General features: G+C 44.6%; 12 protein-coding genes and 2 pseudogenes. 8 read left to right on the top strand and 6 right to left on the bottom strand.

Annotated features, from left to right (window positions below):
- The first annotated feature begins 131 nt into the window (after nucleotides 1-131).
- The 7 genes and pseudogenes from dppB to H8A87_RS02730 all read left to right on the top strand — a co-directional run.
- Nucleotides 132-1,151, top strand: coding sequence for a dipeptide ABC transporter permease DppB (dppB, locus tag H8A87_RS02760; protein WP_198688476.1), 1,020 nt, complete (start codon nucleotides 132-134; stop codon nucleotides 1,149-1,151).
- A gap of 10 nt (nucleotides 1,152-1,161) precedes the next feature.
- On the top strand, nucleotides 1,162-2,064 hold the full coding sequence (dppC, locus tag H8A87_RS02755) for a dipeptide ABC transporter permease DppC (RefSeq protein ID WP_198688614.1): 903 nt from the start codon (nucleotides 1,162-1,164) through the stop codon (nucleotides 2,062-2,064).
- Nucleotides 2,065-2,076: 12 nt separating this feature from the next.
- The gene (dppD, locus tag H8A87_RS02750) at nucleotides 2,077-3,057 is read left to right on the top strand and encodes a dipeptide ABC transporter ATP-binding protein (protein WP_198688475.1); all 981 of its coding nucleotides are present in this window, start codon (nucleotides 2,077-2,079) and stop codon (nucleotides 3,055-3,057) included.
- On the top strand, nucleotides 3,054-4,070 hold the full coding sequence (gene dppF, locus H8A87_RS02745; protein ID WP_198688474.1) for a dipeptide ABC transporter ATP-binding subunit DppF: 1,017 nt from the start codon (nucleotides 3,054-3,056) through the stop codon (nucleotides 4,068-4,070). The genes dppD and dppF overlap by 4 nt, the downstream gene beginning before the upstream one ends.
- A gap of 201 nt (nucleotides 4,071-4,271) precedes the next feature.
- Nucleotides 4,272-4,979: a HAMP domain-containing protein gene (locus H8A87_RS02740; protein ID WP_198688473.1), complete on the top strand. Its 708-nt coding sequence runs from the start codon at nucleotides 4,272-4,274 to the stop codon at nucleotides 4,977-4,979.
- 106 nt (nucleotides 4,980-5,085) lie between these two features.
- Nucleotides 5,086-6,555, top strand: coding sequence for a M16 family metallopeptidase (locus H8A87_RS02735; protein ID WP_198688472.1), 1,470 nt, complete (start codon nucleotides 5,086-5,088; stop codon nucleotides 6,553-6,555).
- A gap of 112 nt (nucleotides 6,556-6,667) precedes the next feature.
- A pseudogene (locus tag H8A87_RS02730) lies at nucleotides 6,668-6,884 on the top strand (IS982 family transposase); the annotation flags it as partial.
- Between the two features lie 100 nt (nucleotides 6,885-6,984).
- Here the strand turns inward: H8A87_RS02730 and H8A87_RS20385 are convergent.
- The 6 genes and pseudogenes from H8A87_RS20385 to H8A87_RS02705 form a co-directional block, all read right to left on the bottom strand.
- Nucleotides 6,985-7,118, bottom strand: a pseudogene (locus tag H8A87_RS20385) (RHS repeat domain-containing protein); the annotation flags it as partial.
- A 523-nt stretch (nucleotides 7,119-7,641) separates the two neighbouring features.
- Nucleotides 7,642-7,848: a 2-hydroxymuconate tautomerase family protein gene (locus H8A87_RS02725; RefSeq protein ID WP_198688471.1), complete on the bottom strand. Its 207-nt coding sequence runs from the start codon at nucleotides 7,846-7,848 to the stop codon at nucleotides 7,642-7,644.
- A 113-nt stretch (nucleotides 7,849-7,961) separates the two neighbouring features.
- Entirely contained in the window at nucleotides 7,962-8,939 is a 978-nt protein-coding gene (gene yhjD, locus H8A87_RS02720; RefSeq protein WP_198688470.1) for an inner membrane protein YhjD, read from the bottom strand.
- A 176-nt stretch (nucleotides 8,940-9,115) separates the two neighbouring features.
- Nucleotides 9,116-13,564 (bottom strand): hemagglutinin repeat-containing protein, encoded by a 4,449-nt coding sequence (locus H8A87_RS02715; protein WP_198688469.1) that lies wholly within the window; start codon nucleotides 13,562-13,564, stop codon nucleotides 9,116-9,118.
- Between the two features lie 98 nt (nucleotides 13,565-13,662).
- Nucleotides 13,663-15,333 (bottom strand): ShlB/FhaC/HecB family hemolysin secretion/activation protein, encoded by a 1,671-nt coding sequence (locus tag H8A87_RS02710; RefSeq protein ID WP_198688468.1) that lies wholly within the window; start codon nucleotides 15,331-15,333, stop codon nucleotides 13,663-13,665.
- 631 nt (nucleotides 15,334-15,964) lie between these two features.
- On the bottom strand, nucleotides 15,965-16,483 hold the full coding sequence (locus H8A87_RS02705) for an Hcp family type VI secretion system effector (RefSeq protein WP_198688467.1): 519 nt from the start codon (nucleotides 16,481-16,483) through the stop codon (nucleotides 15,965-15,967).
- Between the two features lie 917 nt (nucleotides 16,484-17,400).
- Between H8A87_RS02705 and tssB the strand changes: the two genes are divergently transcribed.
- A complete protein-coding gene (gene tssB, locus H8A87_RS02700) occupies nucleotides 17,401-17,898 on the top strand; it encodes a type VI secretion system contractile sheath small subunit (RefSeq protein ID WP_198688466.1) in 498 nt (165 codons plus the stop codon).
- The last annotated feature ends 19 nt before the right edge of the window (nucleotides 17,899-17,917 follow it).

Raw genomic sequence — 17,917 nt, 5'->3', positions numbered from 1 at the left:
CGTTGTGATTAACCATCCCCCAGATTTTTCTGCGGGGGATGGTTTCGCATCTCTGATGGGCAAGTCGACCCTTGTATTACACCAAGCGGCCTGAAGAGCCGTAACTGGTATTTAAAAAGAGAATTCAGGATATGCTGCAATTCATCCTTCGACGTTTGGGTTTAGTGATCCCAACATTTATTGGTATTACGCTGCTGACTTTCGCGTTTGTCCATATGATCCCCGGCGATCCCGTGCTGATTATGGCGGGAGAGCGTGGGATGTCTGCTGAGCGTCATGCCCAATTACTGGCTGAAATGGGGCTGGATAAGCCGCTCTGGGAGCAATATCTTCATTATATTAATGGCGTATTGCATGGTGATTTGGGGATCTCGTTAAAAAGCCGCATTCCTGTATGGGATGAGTTTGTCCCGCGCTTTAAGGCGACTTTTGAATTGGGCATCTGTGCCATGTTATTCGCCATATCTGTCGGTATTCCGGTTGGGGTATTGGCGGCGGTCAAGCGTGGTTCCATCTTTGATCACACGTCTATTGGCTTATCATTAACGGGTTACTCCATGCCAATTTTTTGGTGGGGGATCATGCTGATCATGCTGGTTTCCGTCCAGTGGAACCTAACGCCTGTTTCCGGCCGCATCAGCGACATTGTATTTCTTGATGACAGCAATCCCCTGACGGGCTTTATGCTGATTGATACGCTGATTTGGGGGGAAGACGGTGATTTCATTGATGCAGTGATGCATATGATTTTACCTGCCATTGTTCTGGGAACGATTCCATTGGCGGTGATTGTTCGTATGACCCGTTCTTCTATGCTGGAAGTGCTGGGCGAGGACTATATCCGCACTGCTCGCGCAAAAGGTTTAAGCCGTATTCGTGTCATTATCGTCCATGCGTTGCGTAACGCGTTGTTACCGGTGGTCACAGTGATTGGTCTGCAAGTGGGTATCATGCTGGCGGGGGCGATTCTGACCGAGACTATTTTTTCATGGCCGGGATTGGGGCGCTGGTTGATTGACGCCCTGCAACGTCGTGACTACCCAGTAGTTCAGGGAGGCGTATTGCTGGTGGCGACCATGATCATTCTGGTCAATCTGGTGGTTGATTTGCTGTACGGCATCGTCAATCCGCGTATTCGTCATAAGAAATAAGGAGCACATGATGACTCAAACAACTGAGCCAGTGGTATCGGGTGCGCCGAAATTGATGACGCCGATGCAGGAATTTTGGCACTACTTTAAACGTAACAAAGGTGCGGTGGTTGGCTTTTTCTATATTGTCGTGATGCTGCTGGTGGCGTTATTAGCCGGAGTATTAGCACCCCACGGCCCAGCAGAACAGTTCCGTGATGCTTTGCTGACCCCTCCGGTATGGCAGGAAGGCGGAAGCTGGCACTTTATCCTCGGCACCGATGATGTTGGGCGCGATATTTTGTCCCGCCTGATGTACGGCGCACGCCTTTCATTACTGGTTGGCTGTCTGGTCGTGGTGATGTCACTAATCATGGGCATCACTCTGGGAGTACTGGCAGGTTATTTCGGCGGTATTGTGGATGCCATTATCATGCGTATCGTCGATATTATGCTGGCATTGCCAAGCCTGCTGCTGGCATTGGTACTGGTGGCGATCTTTGGCCCGTCAATTGTCAATGCGTCATTGGCACTGACTTTTGTTGCCTTGCCTCACTATATCCGCCTGACAAGGGCGGCCGTGCTGGTTGAAGTGAACCGCGACTACGTGACGGCTTCCCAAGTGGCTGGAGCGGGAGCCATGCGTCAGATGTTCATCAATATCCTGCCAAACTGCCTTGCACCATTGATTGTGCAGGCGTCATTGGGATTTTCGAACGCCATTCTTGATATGGCAGCCTTAGGATTTCTGGGAATGGGGGCACAGCCACCGACACCAGAATGGGGAACCATGCTGGCAGATGTTCTGCAATTTGCCCAGAGTGCGTGGTGGGTCGTGACCTTTCCGGGGCTGGCTATCCTGTTGACGGTACTGGCGTTTAACCTGATGGGGGACGGGTTGCGTGACGCACTCGATCCTAAGCTCAAGCAGTAGGGGTATTGTGAAATGGCATTGTTGAATATAGATCAATTATCGGTGCACTTCGGGGATGAAGATGCGCCATTCCGCGCCGTTGACCGTATCAGCTATCGTGTTGAGCAGGGAGAGGTCGTCGGGATTGTTGGAGAATCCGGTTCAGGTAAGTCGGTCAGCTCACTGGCGATTATGGGGCTGATTGATTATCCGGGCAGAGTCATGGCGGAAAAAATGGAATTTGATGACCGTGACTTGGCTAAAATTTCAGAAAAAGAGCGCCGCCAGTTGGTTGGTGCAGAAGTGGCGATGATTTTCCAAGATCCCATGACCAGCCTCAATCCATGCTACACCGTCGGTTATCAGATTATGGAAGCCCTGAAAGTCCATCAGGGTGGCAATCGGAAAACCCGACACCAGCGAGCAATCGACTTGCTGATTCAAGTGGGTATCCCCGATCCAGCCTCGCGTTTGGATGTTTATCCGCACCAATTATCTGGTGGGATGAGCCAGCGCGTGATGATAGCTATGGCTATTGCCTGTCGTCCGAAACTCCTGATTGCCGATGAACCTACGACGGCATTGGACGTCACGATTCAGGCGCAAATCATCGAATTGTTGCTGGAATTGCAGCGCCAGGAAAACATGGCATTGCTCCTGATCACCCATGACTTGGCGCTGGTGGCGGAAGCTGCCCATCATATTATTGTGATGTATGCCGGGCAGGTGGTGGAAATTGGCAAAGCAACGGAAATCTTCTGTTCGCCACGCCATCCTTATACACAGGCATTATTACGGGCATTACCGGAATTTGCGGTGGATAAATCTCGTTTGGCATCGTTGCCCGGTGTTGTTCCCGGAAAATATGACCGTCCGACAGGGTGTTTGCTCAATCCCCGCTGCCCTTATGCCAATGAGCATTGCCGTCAGGAAGAGCCTCCATTGAAGTCAGTGGGAGGGCGTCAGGTTAAATGTCATATGCCGCTGGATGATGAGGGGAGGCCGACAGTATGAATGATCAACAAAACCGCGTACAGGAAAAGGCCACAGTTCCATTGCTGAAAGCCACAGAGTTAAAGAAATACTATCCGGTAAAAACGAGCCTATTTTCGCCTGAGCGCATGGTTAAGGCGCTGGATGGGGTTTCATTTGAGCTGGAAAAAGGCAAAACATTGGCCGTTGTGGGGGAATCAGGCTGTGGTAAATCTACGCTGGGTCGCCTATTGACCATGATCGAAAAACCGACCGAAGGAGAGCTTTATTATCTGGGACAGGATCTACTGGTGCCAAATAAAGAAGCGGAAAAACTGCGTCGCCAGAAAATTCAGATCGTATTCCAAAATCCTTATGCTTCCTTGAATCCCCGTAAAAAAGTAGGGCAGATCCTGGAAGAGCCGTTGCGGATTAATACCTCACTCACGGCGGCTGAACGCAAGGTAAAAGTCTTGCAGATGATGGAAAAAGTGGGGCTAAAGCCGGAACATTACTCGCGCTATCCGCACATGTTTTCAGGTGGTCAGCGTCAGCGCATTGCCATTGCCCGTGGGTTGATGTTAAACCCAGACGTGGTGATTGCGGATGAACCCGTTTCTGCGTTGGATGTCTCGGTGCGGGCGCAGGTTTTAAACCTGATGATGGACTTGCAGCAGGATTTGGGGCTGTCTTACGTCTTTATATCCCACGATCTCTCGGTCGTTGAGCATATTGCTGATGAAGTGATGGTAATGTATTTGGGGCGCTGCGTTGAAAAAGGCAGTAAGGAAATGATTTTCAACAATCCGCGCCATCCTTATACACAGGCGTTGTTGTCTGCGACTCCTCGCCTAAACCCTGAATTGCGCTGTGAACGCATTAAGCTGACGGGGGAATTACCAAGCCCAATGAACCCGCCTCCGGGATGCGCCTTTGCTGCTCGTTGCCGTCGTGCATTTAGCTCATGTACCCAATTCCAGCCAAAGTTAAAGCAATATGGTGAACAACTGATCGCGTGCTTTGCGGTTGAACAGGATGAAAATCCATCCACCTAATCGTATCTGACCGTGGTATAACGTGTAAGCGTGGCAGTAAAAACGTTATGTAATCACGTTAATGAGTGCAACCGTTATACCTCGGTCATTTTTCTACTTTGAATTCATCAAAATAAGACGGCCGTAAGGAAAATCAAGTATACTCAGTCACATTGTTAAGGTGTGGTAGTCAGGATTTTTACAATTATCGGTTTGGATAAGATGAAATTGCGCGTCAAACGTTCGTTAACTATTAAACAGATGGCCGCAGTGACAGGAGTCACTTTGGTAACTATTGCCATTTTCATCACCATCCAGTTATCGCACCTATTGCAGCAACGGAAAGATGACTACATCAGCCAACTTAATAATGCGGCCGTACAGATCCAGACCCCTTTGGCGGAAGCGTTGCTGAGTTCAGACCTCAATAAAGCAAAAACACTGTTGATTGGGCTAAAGACCTCAGGCATTCTGGGCCGAGCCGATGTGATATTGCCTGATAACGTTCGGGTGATGAGCTTGAATTTTGCGACTCATCGTCCCATACCTGAACTGGCAAACCAGATTTTTGGGATTCCGGTTGAGGTAAATATTCCTCTTTACGTTTATGGTGTTTCGCCAAAAACCGTAGAGTCACAGGGACGCCTCATTTTGCAGGTCGATTCCAATAGAGTGTACCGTTTTGCCTTAAATACACTTGCATTAATGTTGACCACCTATTTATTACTCGCACTTATTCTTACGGTGTCGATAAGCTGGTGTGTAAATCGCATTATCATACATCCACTGCGTGATGTTGCGCGGGAACTGAACGAAGAACAGCCGCCTGTGCCCATGCCTTGTCCTAAAAGCCATCAGGATGATGAATTGGGATTACTGGTCAAAGGCTATAATCGTCAGGTTAATAAGCAGAAAACACCATCAAAATGAAACCTTACAAGATGAATAATGGTCTAATCCTCGGTGATAATATCTAGATATTGCTGATTGTCTTAGGTTTTGAAGGATAAAACTAAACAGGTAGGGGTAAGTGAGAATGCAGGGCAACAAAATCGGATATCTTATTGGTGGCGCGATTCTAGCGACGACTTGCTTGGCACAGGCAGAAATCTTGCAACCCGATCCGGCTTGGCAACAAGGCAAACTTGAAAATGGCTTCAGTTGGCAAATCCTGCAAACACCACAGCGGCCGAATGACAGAATCCAGTTACGGTTATTGGTAAAAACGGGCTCATTGACTGAGAAAAACCAACAACAGGGCTATACCTACCTTATCCCGAAAGTTGTCTTATCCAGCAGTAAAGATTTATCATCGCAAAAACTAGAAAACCTATGGCACAACGTGATAGACACCAAAAACCCCTTCCCACCTGCCATTGTTTCATATGATTTCACCCTCTACAGCCTGAGCTTACCGAATAACCGCTCTGACCTGCTACAAGATGCGTTGATATGGCTGTCCGATATTGCTGGTGGCGCTGTATTTACACCGGAGACATTGGCACAGGCCATGAAAGCGGGTGAGCCTCCTGTTACGACTTTTCCACCTGATACCCAAGATCCGGTATGGCGTATGCGATTGAAAGGCTCAACGCTGATCGACCATGATCCTGGAATGCCGGTATCCGTGCCTGTGGACGTGAAAAAAGTCGAAAACTTCTATCGTCAATGGTACACGCCGGATGCGATGACACTGTACATCGCGGGGCATGTTGACAGACGGCTACTGTCAGAGCGGATTAATCAGGCATTTTCGTCATTGGAAGGAAAACGGCAGACACCGGTTTCTGTTCCAACACTGTTGCCGCTGAAAGCAGCCACGATTGGTGTAGTGAGTGATAAAGCCAAACAAGACCGCCTGTCTTTAACTTGGAATTTGAATTGGCTGCCGATTAACGATTCGCAAACACTGATTCAATACTGGCTAAATGACCTGACGCGTGAAGCGCTTTACCGTTACCTGCAATTGGGGCTTAAAGAAAAGCAGGATGACATGCAGTTAGGCTTGGATTGCCGTGTATTATATCAGCGGGCGAACTGCTCATTAAATCTGGATGTTCCCACGGACAAGCTGATGGAATCCACACTTTATCTGGCTTCCCAATTATCATCATTGCGTGAAAATGGACTACCGCAGGAACAATTTGATGAACTTTATGCCCAGAAGCAGACTCAGCTCCAGCAACTATTCGCCATGTATGCCCGCACAGATACCGATATCTTGATTAACCAACGCTTGTTGTCACAGCAAAATAACGTGACAGATATCGCCCCTGAACAATTCCAGCGGTTGAGGCAGGCATTTTTATCCTCCCTGACGCCACAGCTTTTGAATAAAAAATTGCAAGAAATGTTGTCTCAAGAAATCTCCTTTATTCTGGTGCAACCAAAAGGTGAGGCAACGGTTGATGTGAATCAAATCAAAAATAGCTTTAACCAGATTATGCGCCCGGGGCCGGTGCCAGAGAAATCGAAAGAGTCTGAAACGCAGAAAGTTGTGGAATAGGAGTGTACTCAGCGATGTTATTTCCGAGGGTTGGCTTGAATTCAACTAAATGCGATAAACTCTCTATGCCTGGTTGATAAAATCAGATGGTCAGATGAAGTTGGGTTCACTGCTTGCTGATGGACGACGTAAGCGCCGACGTCATGTCCGCATGAGTGCCAGCAGCGAGATAATGACCATCGTAATCGTTTTTCATATGTCAACTCACCGGGACTTAAAAAACTTTTACTGCGAATATCAGGCGATACCATCAAAAAGACTTTCCCACTCTGCTCAGTTATACCCGTTTTTTGGGTGTCGTTTCATCCGTTTTAGTCCCGTTTTGCAGTTAATTAACACATGTGAAAGGGAATCCAACAGGACTGGCTTTTATCGATTCCACCCGCTAATACCAAGAGGGTCAACAAAATTGACGGGATTATGCACTTAACTGTAAGGATTATATCCCCCAACCAGCCCTATCGGATCCGGTGTGTTTCCCGGTCATAATAGAGAAAACGGTTATAGTATAACCCACTTCCCTCATCTTCATACTGCCTGATAAAACGTAAGTTACAGCCAATGTGCTAATTCACTTTATTGGATTAGCACACATGAAGACTGTTACGCAAGATCCAATTACGTATTTTGGTTTATCACTGAAAATATGTAATTAATCAGTCGATTGAATAAATAATATAAATTGATGGCGATCTAAATGGGTGTTTTTTGTAATGCTTTTTTTTAATAAAAATAAAGGCATTAAGGTTTCGTAATACCATGATTATTTTTTGAAGTAAATCACACTATTACTTTGATGAAATTTAGAAATCTTCTCTGGCAACGTTACTCTAATATATTCCTATTTGTGAGTGATTAAATACATGTCTTTATTCTAAAAGTATGATTTGAATATCCATGTGTCAGAATAATAAATAAATTAACAAGCATGTTATCATGGATCTGGATATAATATTTTGGTTGTTCTTTATTCATATTTTTAAACAAAACTAAAATTAAAGGTATTTTAATACGTATATTCCAATGATTACCCAAAAAGGGCGGTTCAATCCGCCCCTATCATTAATACCTTCTGAAAACCTCATCTCACTTCTTCGCTGCTGCCCTGACTTCAGTCACACTTTTACCCCCAATTCCCCAATTATCCGTTTCTACTTCATCAATGATCACAAAAGTTGTAGCTGGATTTTTTCCCAGTACATCCACCAGCAGCTGGGTTGCACCTTTAATCAGTTGCTTTTTCTGATCAGGGGTTGCACCTTCACGGGTAATTTTGATGTTCACAAATGGCATAAAATGACTCCTTTTTGGTTAGTTATGAAATGCTTCTGATGAAGCATCCCCGCTTTGGTGCGGGAATGTAGGTACAACAAAAAAAACAGTCTTACTCATTGATATGTAGATGTTTACTCTGGTTTCTTTTCTTCTGCGGTGGCGATCCACGCGGCGCAGAACAGCGTCAGTCGGGCGAAGAAATAAAAGAATGCCATCAAGCCAATGACTGAACCAAAAGCAGCGCCAGAAGGGGAGCTGGCAAGGCGTGGCAGCATCATAGTCATAATATATTTGATGATCTCAAATCCAATGGCGGCCATTAAGGTTCCTTTGAACAGCGCTTTTCTTTCAGGCCGATGGCGCGGCAAGATCCACAATATCCAGAGGAATAACAAATAATTGGCAGCAATCGAAATAGTCATGCCAATCGATGTCCATGCAGGGCGGAGCCACTCTATGCCTTCCAACCCGAGGGCATGGACGATGGTGGCTTGGGCAGAGCCTGCGATAGAAGTCAGCGAAAGTGTCATTACCAACGCAAACAGAAGACCGAATAAGGAGAAAAAATCGCGAATATACTGAAAGTAGATTTTCTCCTTATCCTCATGATTACGTTCCCAGATTTCTCGGGATTGGGCGAGAATCGCCTCCCGTAAATTTCCGACCCAGTTCAGGCCTGAATAAAGCGCGATCGCCAGGCCGGTCAATCCCACCGTCGTTCTTTGATTGACCGCAGTATCTACGCTATTTTTCAGTGTATTGGCGAGAGCAGGATCATTGATGCTATTGGCGATGCCATTGATCAACCGTGCCAGCAAGTCGGGATTGGAAGCCAGTATAAAACCTGCGATAGCAAAAGAGAGCATCAGGATCGGGATCAGGGACAAAAAGGAGAAATAGGTGATTGCGGCACCAAATTGGCTGCCCATTCGATCATTGAAACGTTGTGCCGCCCGAATCAAGTGGGCAATAAAAGGAATACGGCGGATGGCGTTGCCAATACGAATCGTCATTGAAAGCGCTTTTTTACTGCTATGTAGCCCTTTCTCTAATGGTGTGCGGTCTTTTCCCGTGCTGGGTTGTCCCTTTTTTTCATGGTCACTCGGCATTACATCCCCTTAAATCTGGTCGTGCCTAACGTTACTCACTATATGTATGCGAAAAATATGTATGCGAAAAAAGAGTAACAGGCTAAATGGAAAAGGCAATAAGGGAAAGGGGATGAAAAAGTACGGTAGCCGTGTGATTGGCTACCGTACAGAAGATCAATCGTAGATCACGATGATCAATTTAATTGACGACCCTTAACTTCACTGTGAACAGTTGGAAGCTCAGTGTCGTGACTTTCATTTTTTACAAAAGGTACTTTACCGGAGAAAACATCTTTTTGGGCAGAGACAGCCAGACTCGCGATGGAATCTGGTACGTTAACCCCCAAGTTTCTGCCTTTGTCGTATCCCGTTACAGATTGCTGATTAATCTGCTGGGTATTTACCGATACAGGCCCCTGTGCGCTGTCAATTTTGCCACCTGTTAAGTCAGTGTTCCCAGAGATATTCAGATCAACTCCCTGAGCACCGGTCAGCGTTGTTTGTTTACCTACCGCTTCCCGATCGAGAGTATCGTAATTGCCTTTGAGTTTGCCATTGAAGCCCTTGAAAGCGGCTGTCAGTTGATCTTTCAGGCTTGGTGCTTCGCCATTGGCTTTGGCATTATCGGTGGCAGCTGTACCGGTAGCCACGTTTTCAGATGAACCTTCTGCTGCGGTAGGAGGAGCCAGCTTAGAAAGATTATCTCCTTTTACGGTTTTGCTATAACCCAAGCCAGCATCCAGACCGACATTCAGGCTATGAGTGCGGTCTTTGAGGTTTTCGACATTGAAATTGCCGCCGACTTTGCCCGTTACCTGATCCGCAGTCACATTAGCGCCTTTGAGTGAGGTATTGCCCGCACTGGTCAGTGTGACATTGCCGCCGGAAACCTGTGTGTTACGGTGAGTGGTTTGATCCAGATGGTTAACTCCGAATTTCAATTCACCACCAATGTTATATTTACTGTCGATGATGTTGTTAGCCGGATCGTTTGTTGCAGCTATTGCAGCATTATCGCTTGCAGTATTGCCACCTTCATTTTTGCGGACTGTGGAAGACATGCCGCCTTTAGCTTTAGCTCCGACATTCCAACCATTGGCAGTGGCCGTATCTTGAGCAGAGGTCAGGTCGATTTTTCCACGCTGTGCGGTTAAATCTACTTGTTTGCCCGAAACATTTGCACCCTGTAAGGCCAGATTATTGCCTGCATCCAGGTTGACACCCTGCCCACCTTTGATGGTGCTGGTTTGAGCGGTAGTTTTGTTCTGGTGGTCGGTATTATAACCTCCCCCCAAGCTGCCGCTGAAATTCTTGCCATCCGGGTTGGTTCCTACTGTCAGGGAAATTTCCCCATTGTAACCGTTGTTTTTTTGCTCGCTGCGGTTGGTGGCTTGATTGAACTGGATATTTCCACCTGCATCAACGTTGGCTGAACCCTTGCCCGCATCCATTGATGTGCCTTGGTAGCGTGCATCTCTGGTCACTTGGACATTAATACCGTTTTTGGCATTGATGCCGCTGGTAACGGCGGTGGTATTGCTGTCAGATGTTTCTTTATCGCTGCCATTGCCTTTGCCATTGACGGAAATATCAGCGCCCGTTGTGGTGTAAACACGCAAGCTAGCGTTGCCTGTGGTGTCAGAAGTCTGGCTGTCCTGGCGATTGAGGGTGGCTTCACTGGTGTGGCTGCCGGCGGTCAACGATACATTGCCTTTATTGGCTTGATATTGCGTACCTTGATCGTAGACATCGCCATTCGTTGTCACCTTGATATCACCAGCCTTAACAGTAGTCACCACCGCATTGGATTGATGGTTATTGGTGTAATGGCTGTTGCCATTCATCGCCAGTTCAATACCCACATTAGGCAGACCTGTCTTCGTGATGGCGGTATCCAGTTTTTTATCTGCGGCGGCTTTGACCGTTTTTTCCACAGGTCGGGTTGTTGCACTGTAATCGGCTGTGCCACTGATTTCACCGCCTACCTGTAATTGATTGGTCGAGCTGGATTCCGTGTTGGCGGTTGCCACATTCTTAATGCTGCCGGCATTGGCCTGATAGCTACCTTGTACCTGATGGTCAGTACCTTGTTGCTTCAATTCTCCCATTGCATTCAGTTCAAGGTTGCCAGTGACTTGAGTTTTTGTCACTGCTGCCGTTGTCTGGTTCTGGGATTGACCATTACTGTTATAGACTCCTTCAACACCACTACCGAATTTGTCCATGCCGCCGGTGATAAACACGCTGCTACGAAGTTTTTTTTGTGCAGTGGATGTTGATGTATTGTTTTCCTCCGTCAGCAGGGCAATGTTATCCCCGGAGATTTTCGCATTGCCCTGTGTTGTCCCCAGATTGGAGCCTGTAACAGTAACATTTTTGCCTGCATTTACAGCGAGATTGCCACCATGCAATTCTGATGATTGCTGAGTCGTACTCTCGTTTTTCTGTTTATCGAGAATGTGTTCAAAACCAACACCGGCACGGTATTGGCTATCTTTTACATCCTTCGCGTAGTACTGCAAGTCAAGGTTGGTTTTTTCCTGTTGGTACTGATTTTTCTCACCATAGTTCAGGATATTGATATTGCCTGAAGTGTTCAGTTGCAATTCACCGGCACTTTTCGCCAGACTACCAATGACGTTGATATCTTTATTGCTGAGTAATTTCAAATCTGCATCGGAAACCAAATGACTGCCGGAAGATTTTTGCTGCTTGTTTTGTTCTTGGTTAGTATTTTTGGTGATGTTGAAGATTGTTCCCTCTCTTTCATCCACCTCTTTATAAGTGTGACTGACTGCGTTATCGATAGTTAATTGCCCATCATTGGCTTCAACATAGGCGCCTTTTTGGGCTTTGATTGTACTGCCCGTAATGGTGACACCATTCATGCCAGTCAGCAGCAAATGCCCGCCCGCCGTGACTTCAGAAATATGATGGGTTTCTGATTTATCATGATTATCTTTCTTGCTGCCACCTGCAATACCGCCCCAATAAGTTTTATCCTTGGCAAGGATCTGATCATCAACGAGGGATTGAACAGTAATGTGGATTTGCTGACCCGCAGAAACAATCAGGTTTTTGCCTGAGTTAATGTGAGTTCCGGTAATGTCAGCATTTCCACCCGCCTTGATGCCTAAATCCCCGCCTGAGTTCAACTCATTGCCGACGCTTCTCTGAGAGGTATTGACCTTATTCCAGTGACCGGTTTGCAATGCCGCAGTATGGTTCTTTTTATACCCTTCTTCTGTGGTCATCTCTGATTCCACCAACCCCGCCAGTTTCACATCTTTCTCAGCGGATACAGATAGTTGATTTCCTGCTTTGATCTGACTGCCAAGTACCTCTGCATTACCTTCACTGGCAGTCAGATGAACATTTCCACGGGCATCAATGGTATTGCCTTCTCTCTGATCCTTTTTACTCTCATTGGTGACATCATACTGCCAAGATATTTTCCATTTATTGCTGGTATTACTGTCAAGTTGGTGAAGCTGTTGCCCATCCAGTTTCAGGTTGGCACCAGTCAGTTTGACATTATCCCCTTCAATATCGGTTGCCATCACTTGATTGTTTTGTTTGGCGACGAGAGTGATGTTCTTGCCTGTTAATTGGGTACGGGCAACAGATTCACTGATTTGCTTTTGTGCGGTATAAATACCACTGAAGGTGTTTTGGTGATTATCGCTGCCTGTTTTGTCTGATGAAGATTGATGCAGGCGTCCTTGAGACAGCACGTTATTGCCTTTCAAGGTAATATCCCCGCCTTTCAGGGTCGCGGCTTCCAACTTCACATCACCGTAGGATTCAATATCAATACCGTCATCGGTGATCATCTTGCCTTGTAGATTGACACCGCTTCCTTCCGCTGTGTTCAGCAGACGAATGCGTCCGGCCTGCATACTGCCAAGATAATAGCTGTCGAGTGTGCCAATGCTCGCTTGTTGCGAACTCAGGATCTGGCCATCGGCTGAAATCTGGTTATTACCCGTCGTGATATTGAGGGCTTTTGACGTAACGACCTGACCATTGCTGTCAATTTTTGGCGCGATCAGATTCAGAACATCACTATGGGATAAGCCGTTGTTTTTGATATTCAGGGCATTCTGGTTGTCAAAGGTGCTGAACCCTTGTAGAACGCCATTTTCCACCAGCGGATTACCGACAACCAATGACGCTTGATTGGTATTGATAAAACCACAGCCGTTACAGGTGATGCCGTTGGGGTTTGCCAGTACATAATCGGCGGCTATGCCAAACACTTCTTGTTCTCCGAGCAAGAACGAGGGGTTACGGCTAATAACCTCATTTAAGATCACGCTTGCAACCTGCCCATTTAGGTTGCTGTTAGCAGATAAGTCGCCTGCCAGTTGTGATTGCCCACCTTCCAAGGAGTTATTGAACACCGCCCCCATCTGACTGACGTTGAAATCCTGATATTGGTTATGTGATAACCCTGATTCGGAAGGCGCAACGATATTCACCACGGCCGCACCGGTGTCAGCTTGGATAACATCCGGGCTGTGTGCAGCATTACCTCCAGGCGTAATACCATTGGCAAAACTGACTGAGCAGGTTGTCAGAATAATTGCCATGGATGCGGCGAGTTTTCCTGTTGGAGATAACTTAAATCCTTTACTTTTCATATTATTACCTTTATCTACTTTCTTTATTGCCATGTGCAGCTTTCTAGGGATAATTCCCCAACTGGCTGCGGTTAAAAAACACCAAATGGTTCAAAAAACTAAAAAGTGTAAGAAAAGCGGGTTAACAGTTGCATAGGTTCATCCGTGTTCCTATTTTGGTGAGAAAGAAATTTGCCTCGGCTGACCTCAACATCCGCAAACAGGTGCTGATAGCGCAGTGTCAGACCCGCGCTCAATCCGGCACTACTTTTCCAGTTATCCTGACTGCTATAGCCTTTAACTCGGCCGATATCCACACCGGCACGTAGCGAAAGTGAGCCTTTGGGCATGGGTATTGAGTGGGAAAGTGTATTTTTCAGATACCAGCCATTATCAGCCGATGACACATTTTTGCTGAATCCCCGAACCGCATTACGGTCGGTCACATTGAGCCATTCAATGCCCGGCAGCCCACTTTGGCTGTACTGGGCATAAAATTGGCTGTTAAATCGGTAAGGCATATCAAAGAGCGTGAAACGCTGCTGTAAATTTGCCGACAACTTCCCTTTGGTAAACTTTTTATTCAGATTGTCTGTTGCGGCTTGAGCACTAAACCACGGCATTCCCCGCTCAATACTCATATTGAGGGAGATCAGCCCTGAAGGGATGAGTTGTAAATGGCTGACACCCAGTTCGAGAACACTCAATGTCTGGCTACTGACAGTGATTTTGGCGTCTTTGAAATAGTTGTTGTAATTCTTATAAACCAACTGGGTGCTTAATGTGCTAATTTGCGATTGGCTACGATGAAAGACCCAATCGGTACGAACTCCTGTTTGCTGTGAGTTCCCATGCAGTTTGTGTGAGTATCTCTGTAAATGGGGATGGCTGGTGTATTGGGAATAGCTGTTGAATCCACTGAACGTTATGGCTCCATAAGGAAGCGAATAGAGCAGGGTATAGGCGCGATTGTATTGGGTATCGGGTTTATCAACGGTACTGCTGCCGCTGAGGCTAACAAAGTCAGATAATCCGAGTGGGCTATCAACGCTGGCATTGAGTCGGGTGATCCACTTCCCTGTGATTTTTTGCCCATAATTATCCGTTGTTGTGGTTATTCTCCACGGGGTGGAATGCCGATTGTGCAGTTTGATGATAGAACCACCACTGACTGTGCCGGGCAGAATATCGAGGGTTGTTTTGTTTGATTGTAAACGATTCGCCTGATCTAGCCCTCGATCAAGCTGGTTCAGGTTGAGCGGCTTATTCGTCAGGTACGGAAATAGCATCTGGCTATTGACCCAACGATCCCCTCCCTCTATCGCCTCGACAAAACCTTCAACAACATTGATCCCCAGCTCGCCATTCGGGTTGGGAGGAATAAATTGTACCCGCGCCGTAATATAGCTTTTGGCAATATAAAGATTAGTGATTTCTGCTGACAGCTTATTGATGTCATTGCTGGTGATACAACTATCGGGCAATGCGCTGAGTGTATTCAGCTCACTCAGAGAGAGCAGCGTAATGCCCTGAAGATAAACACCACTGATAGCCAGGCATGGCGGGGCTTCCACCAGCACAGGGGAGACGGTTTGTGGTGAAACGCTATCAGTGCGGTTAATTAACCCCTGATGGCGGCGTTCTTCAATTAATTGATCTATTTCCCTTGAACTGTCCTGTAAGATCCTTCTCGTTTCATCTGTAGGGAAAGTTGAACTCAGCACGTCAGGTGATGCGCTTACCTGAAGTGAAGTACATAATAAGATGAAAAATGCCGTCCTTTTAATCATGGGAGTACCCAAATGACAATAATAGTTGATGGATAAATGTATCGTGTTGGGTTAGGTTTAAACCTCATGGTTTATTAATTAATCATTAGAGCATAGAAAATATTTTATTTTGCTCTGATTAACGGTTTATTTTTGTTCTGAATTATCATTTGAAGTTATTAATTTACTTTAGTGACTTATAATAACAAATTTTGATTATTTTCTACCTTATTATTAAGTAACCAAATCAAATTGAATTTAGGTTTAATTAAAATTTCAGCAGAATAATGAGGGGGGATTAGAATCTGTTTTTACTTTGTATTTTTTATTTAAAAGTTTTACTTATGTCATCTTGATGAAATGATTTGGAGAGAAGGAGATGTAAAACACGAGATAGAGTATTTTGTTAGTTAGACGCTTTCTTGCGCGTTAATCACTCATGTTATTATGCACTGGTTTATCTTTATTCATTATTAAAATAATTACTATATAAAAATCTGACAGTGGGAAAAGATCAGAAAAACAAATATAAAAGAGAAAAATAGGAATTAAAGTAAATTGACGTAAATTTTAAGATATATCTGATTGATTCAGCCAATGAATAATATTCATTGGCTGAAAGGTTATTACTTAATACTTAATGAATAAGATATTAAGCAACAATTGGTGCGCGCCAGTCGTCAGCACCAGAAGTACCGGCAGTAGTGTGTTCCCAGTTAATCTTACGATAAGAAAGAGAAACACGAATTAACTGAGTGAATTCTGCTTTTGCTGGATCTTGGCAGTGTGGCATTTTGCAGTCGATGTCAACAATAGTTGCATCTTCCAGTTTAGTCGTGAAGAAATGCTCTTGTTTACCTTCGATTGAAGTACGGTACCATTTCAATTCTACGGTAGGCAGCATTTCGCCAGAAGCCAGTGCGTTGTACAGCAGAGGAACGGCTTTATTCAATGCAACGGTAAAGCGGAATGGCTTATGTGCACGTTGGCCAGAAGGTTGTCCAGACTGTGGATCAGTTGGAACAGTTACGATGTGGTCAAATTCTTGAACCAGCATTTCGTCTTCGTGACCTTGAACAAAGATATTACCTACGGATTCAGCAGTGAATGCGCCAGCGGTAATATTGCCTTGAGTTTTACCATTGATGGAAATATAACATGGAGTTGGCATATGAATATCCTATAAAATTTTACCAATATAAGTGTAAGTGTTCGTTCCTTGCGTGATTATCCCATTTATAAATCAAATGAAATTATCGCTTGCCAAACACTCGGAGCGAATAATAAAGCTGAAATTGTCTAATGCAAAGTCATTTGAAAAATGCAACACACGCTCTAATTCAATGACAAATAAAAATTTTATAATCATTGCCGTTGTGAAATTTATAGCTGATTTTTCATAAACAATAAGCTTGTTTAACTGGTTTAAAAATGAGCTTCGATTTTTGTTTTGTTTTAATTTATTGATATTTAATGGTTTTTTATTTTTTATTTAAATGTTTTCTATGATCATTTGCAAAGTGTTATCTAGATCAAAAAAATGAAAATAATTCTGGTGGTAATGATACATAATTAATCAAAATAAAATAAAAAATAATATTGACGATAATTATCAGTCACCATTAGCAGGTTATATTTTATTCAGGTTAAGATGAAAAATGTTCCTTTTTATACAATTGATAGGTAATAGGTCTGCATACTCTTACAGAGAGTAAAACCAAACTTTTCTCTATTTTAGAATAAAAATTTGTTTATAACTGGCTATGAGTTGACATAAAGAGTTTAAAAGCTTGAATAGAGGACTTTATCAATTTGTGTTTTGGCTTTACATCAAAAAAATAAAGTGTCAAACTCGAACTTGACGATTTTTCATATCGATGTTACTTCCACAACTGGATAGGGTATATCTGATTATTTAACTATATATTGATATAAAACTATTCGTATCTACAAATATAGTTGTCTTCTTTAGCCTATTTTTTTAGGGAGATCTTCCGTATTTGTTATATGGGTAAACATTGGAATCATTCTCTCACCAATAATGGGTTGTTAGACAGTTCATGGTTGTATTAGCCAAAGGATTCAAATATGAGTAAGAATAGTCCAGGTAGCGTAGCTCCGAAAGAAAGAATTAATATTAAGTATGTTCCTAATACCGGTGATCAGACCGCAGAAGTCGAATTACCTCTGAATCTTCTGGTTGTGGGTGACTTGAAAGGAAAAAAAGAAGATACGCCAATTGAAGAGCGGCAAACTGTTTCTGTCAATAAGAACAACTTTAATGCCGTAATGAATGAAGCGAACATCAACCTGACTTTTAACGTTCCTAACCGCCTCGATGAAAAAAGTGAAGAAGATCTGCCAGTTAATCTGGAAATAAAATCACTGAGTGATTTTTCACCGGATAATGTAGCAAAGAAAGTTCCTGAATTAAATAAACTTCTCGAACTGCGTGAGGCATTAGTTGCATTAAAAGGTCCATTGGGCAATATCCCAGCATTTCGTACTCGCTTGCAGTCACTGCTGGATGATGAATCCGTTCGTGAGCAACTCCTGAAAGAACTTGAAATCATCAATAAAAAATAACTGGTTAAAGGAATTTTTA

This window comes from Xenorhabdus lircayensis, assembly GCF_016306625.1.
Lineage (GTDB): Bacteria > Pseudomonadota > Gammaproteobacteria > Enterobacterales > Enterobacteriaceae > Xenorhabdus > Xenorhabdus lircayensis.
The sequence above is the reverse complement of the archived record's forward strand: the minus strand, read 5'-3'. Positions and strand labels throughout refer to the sequence as shown.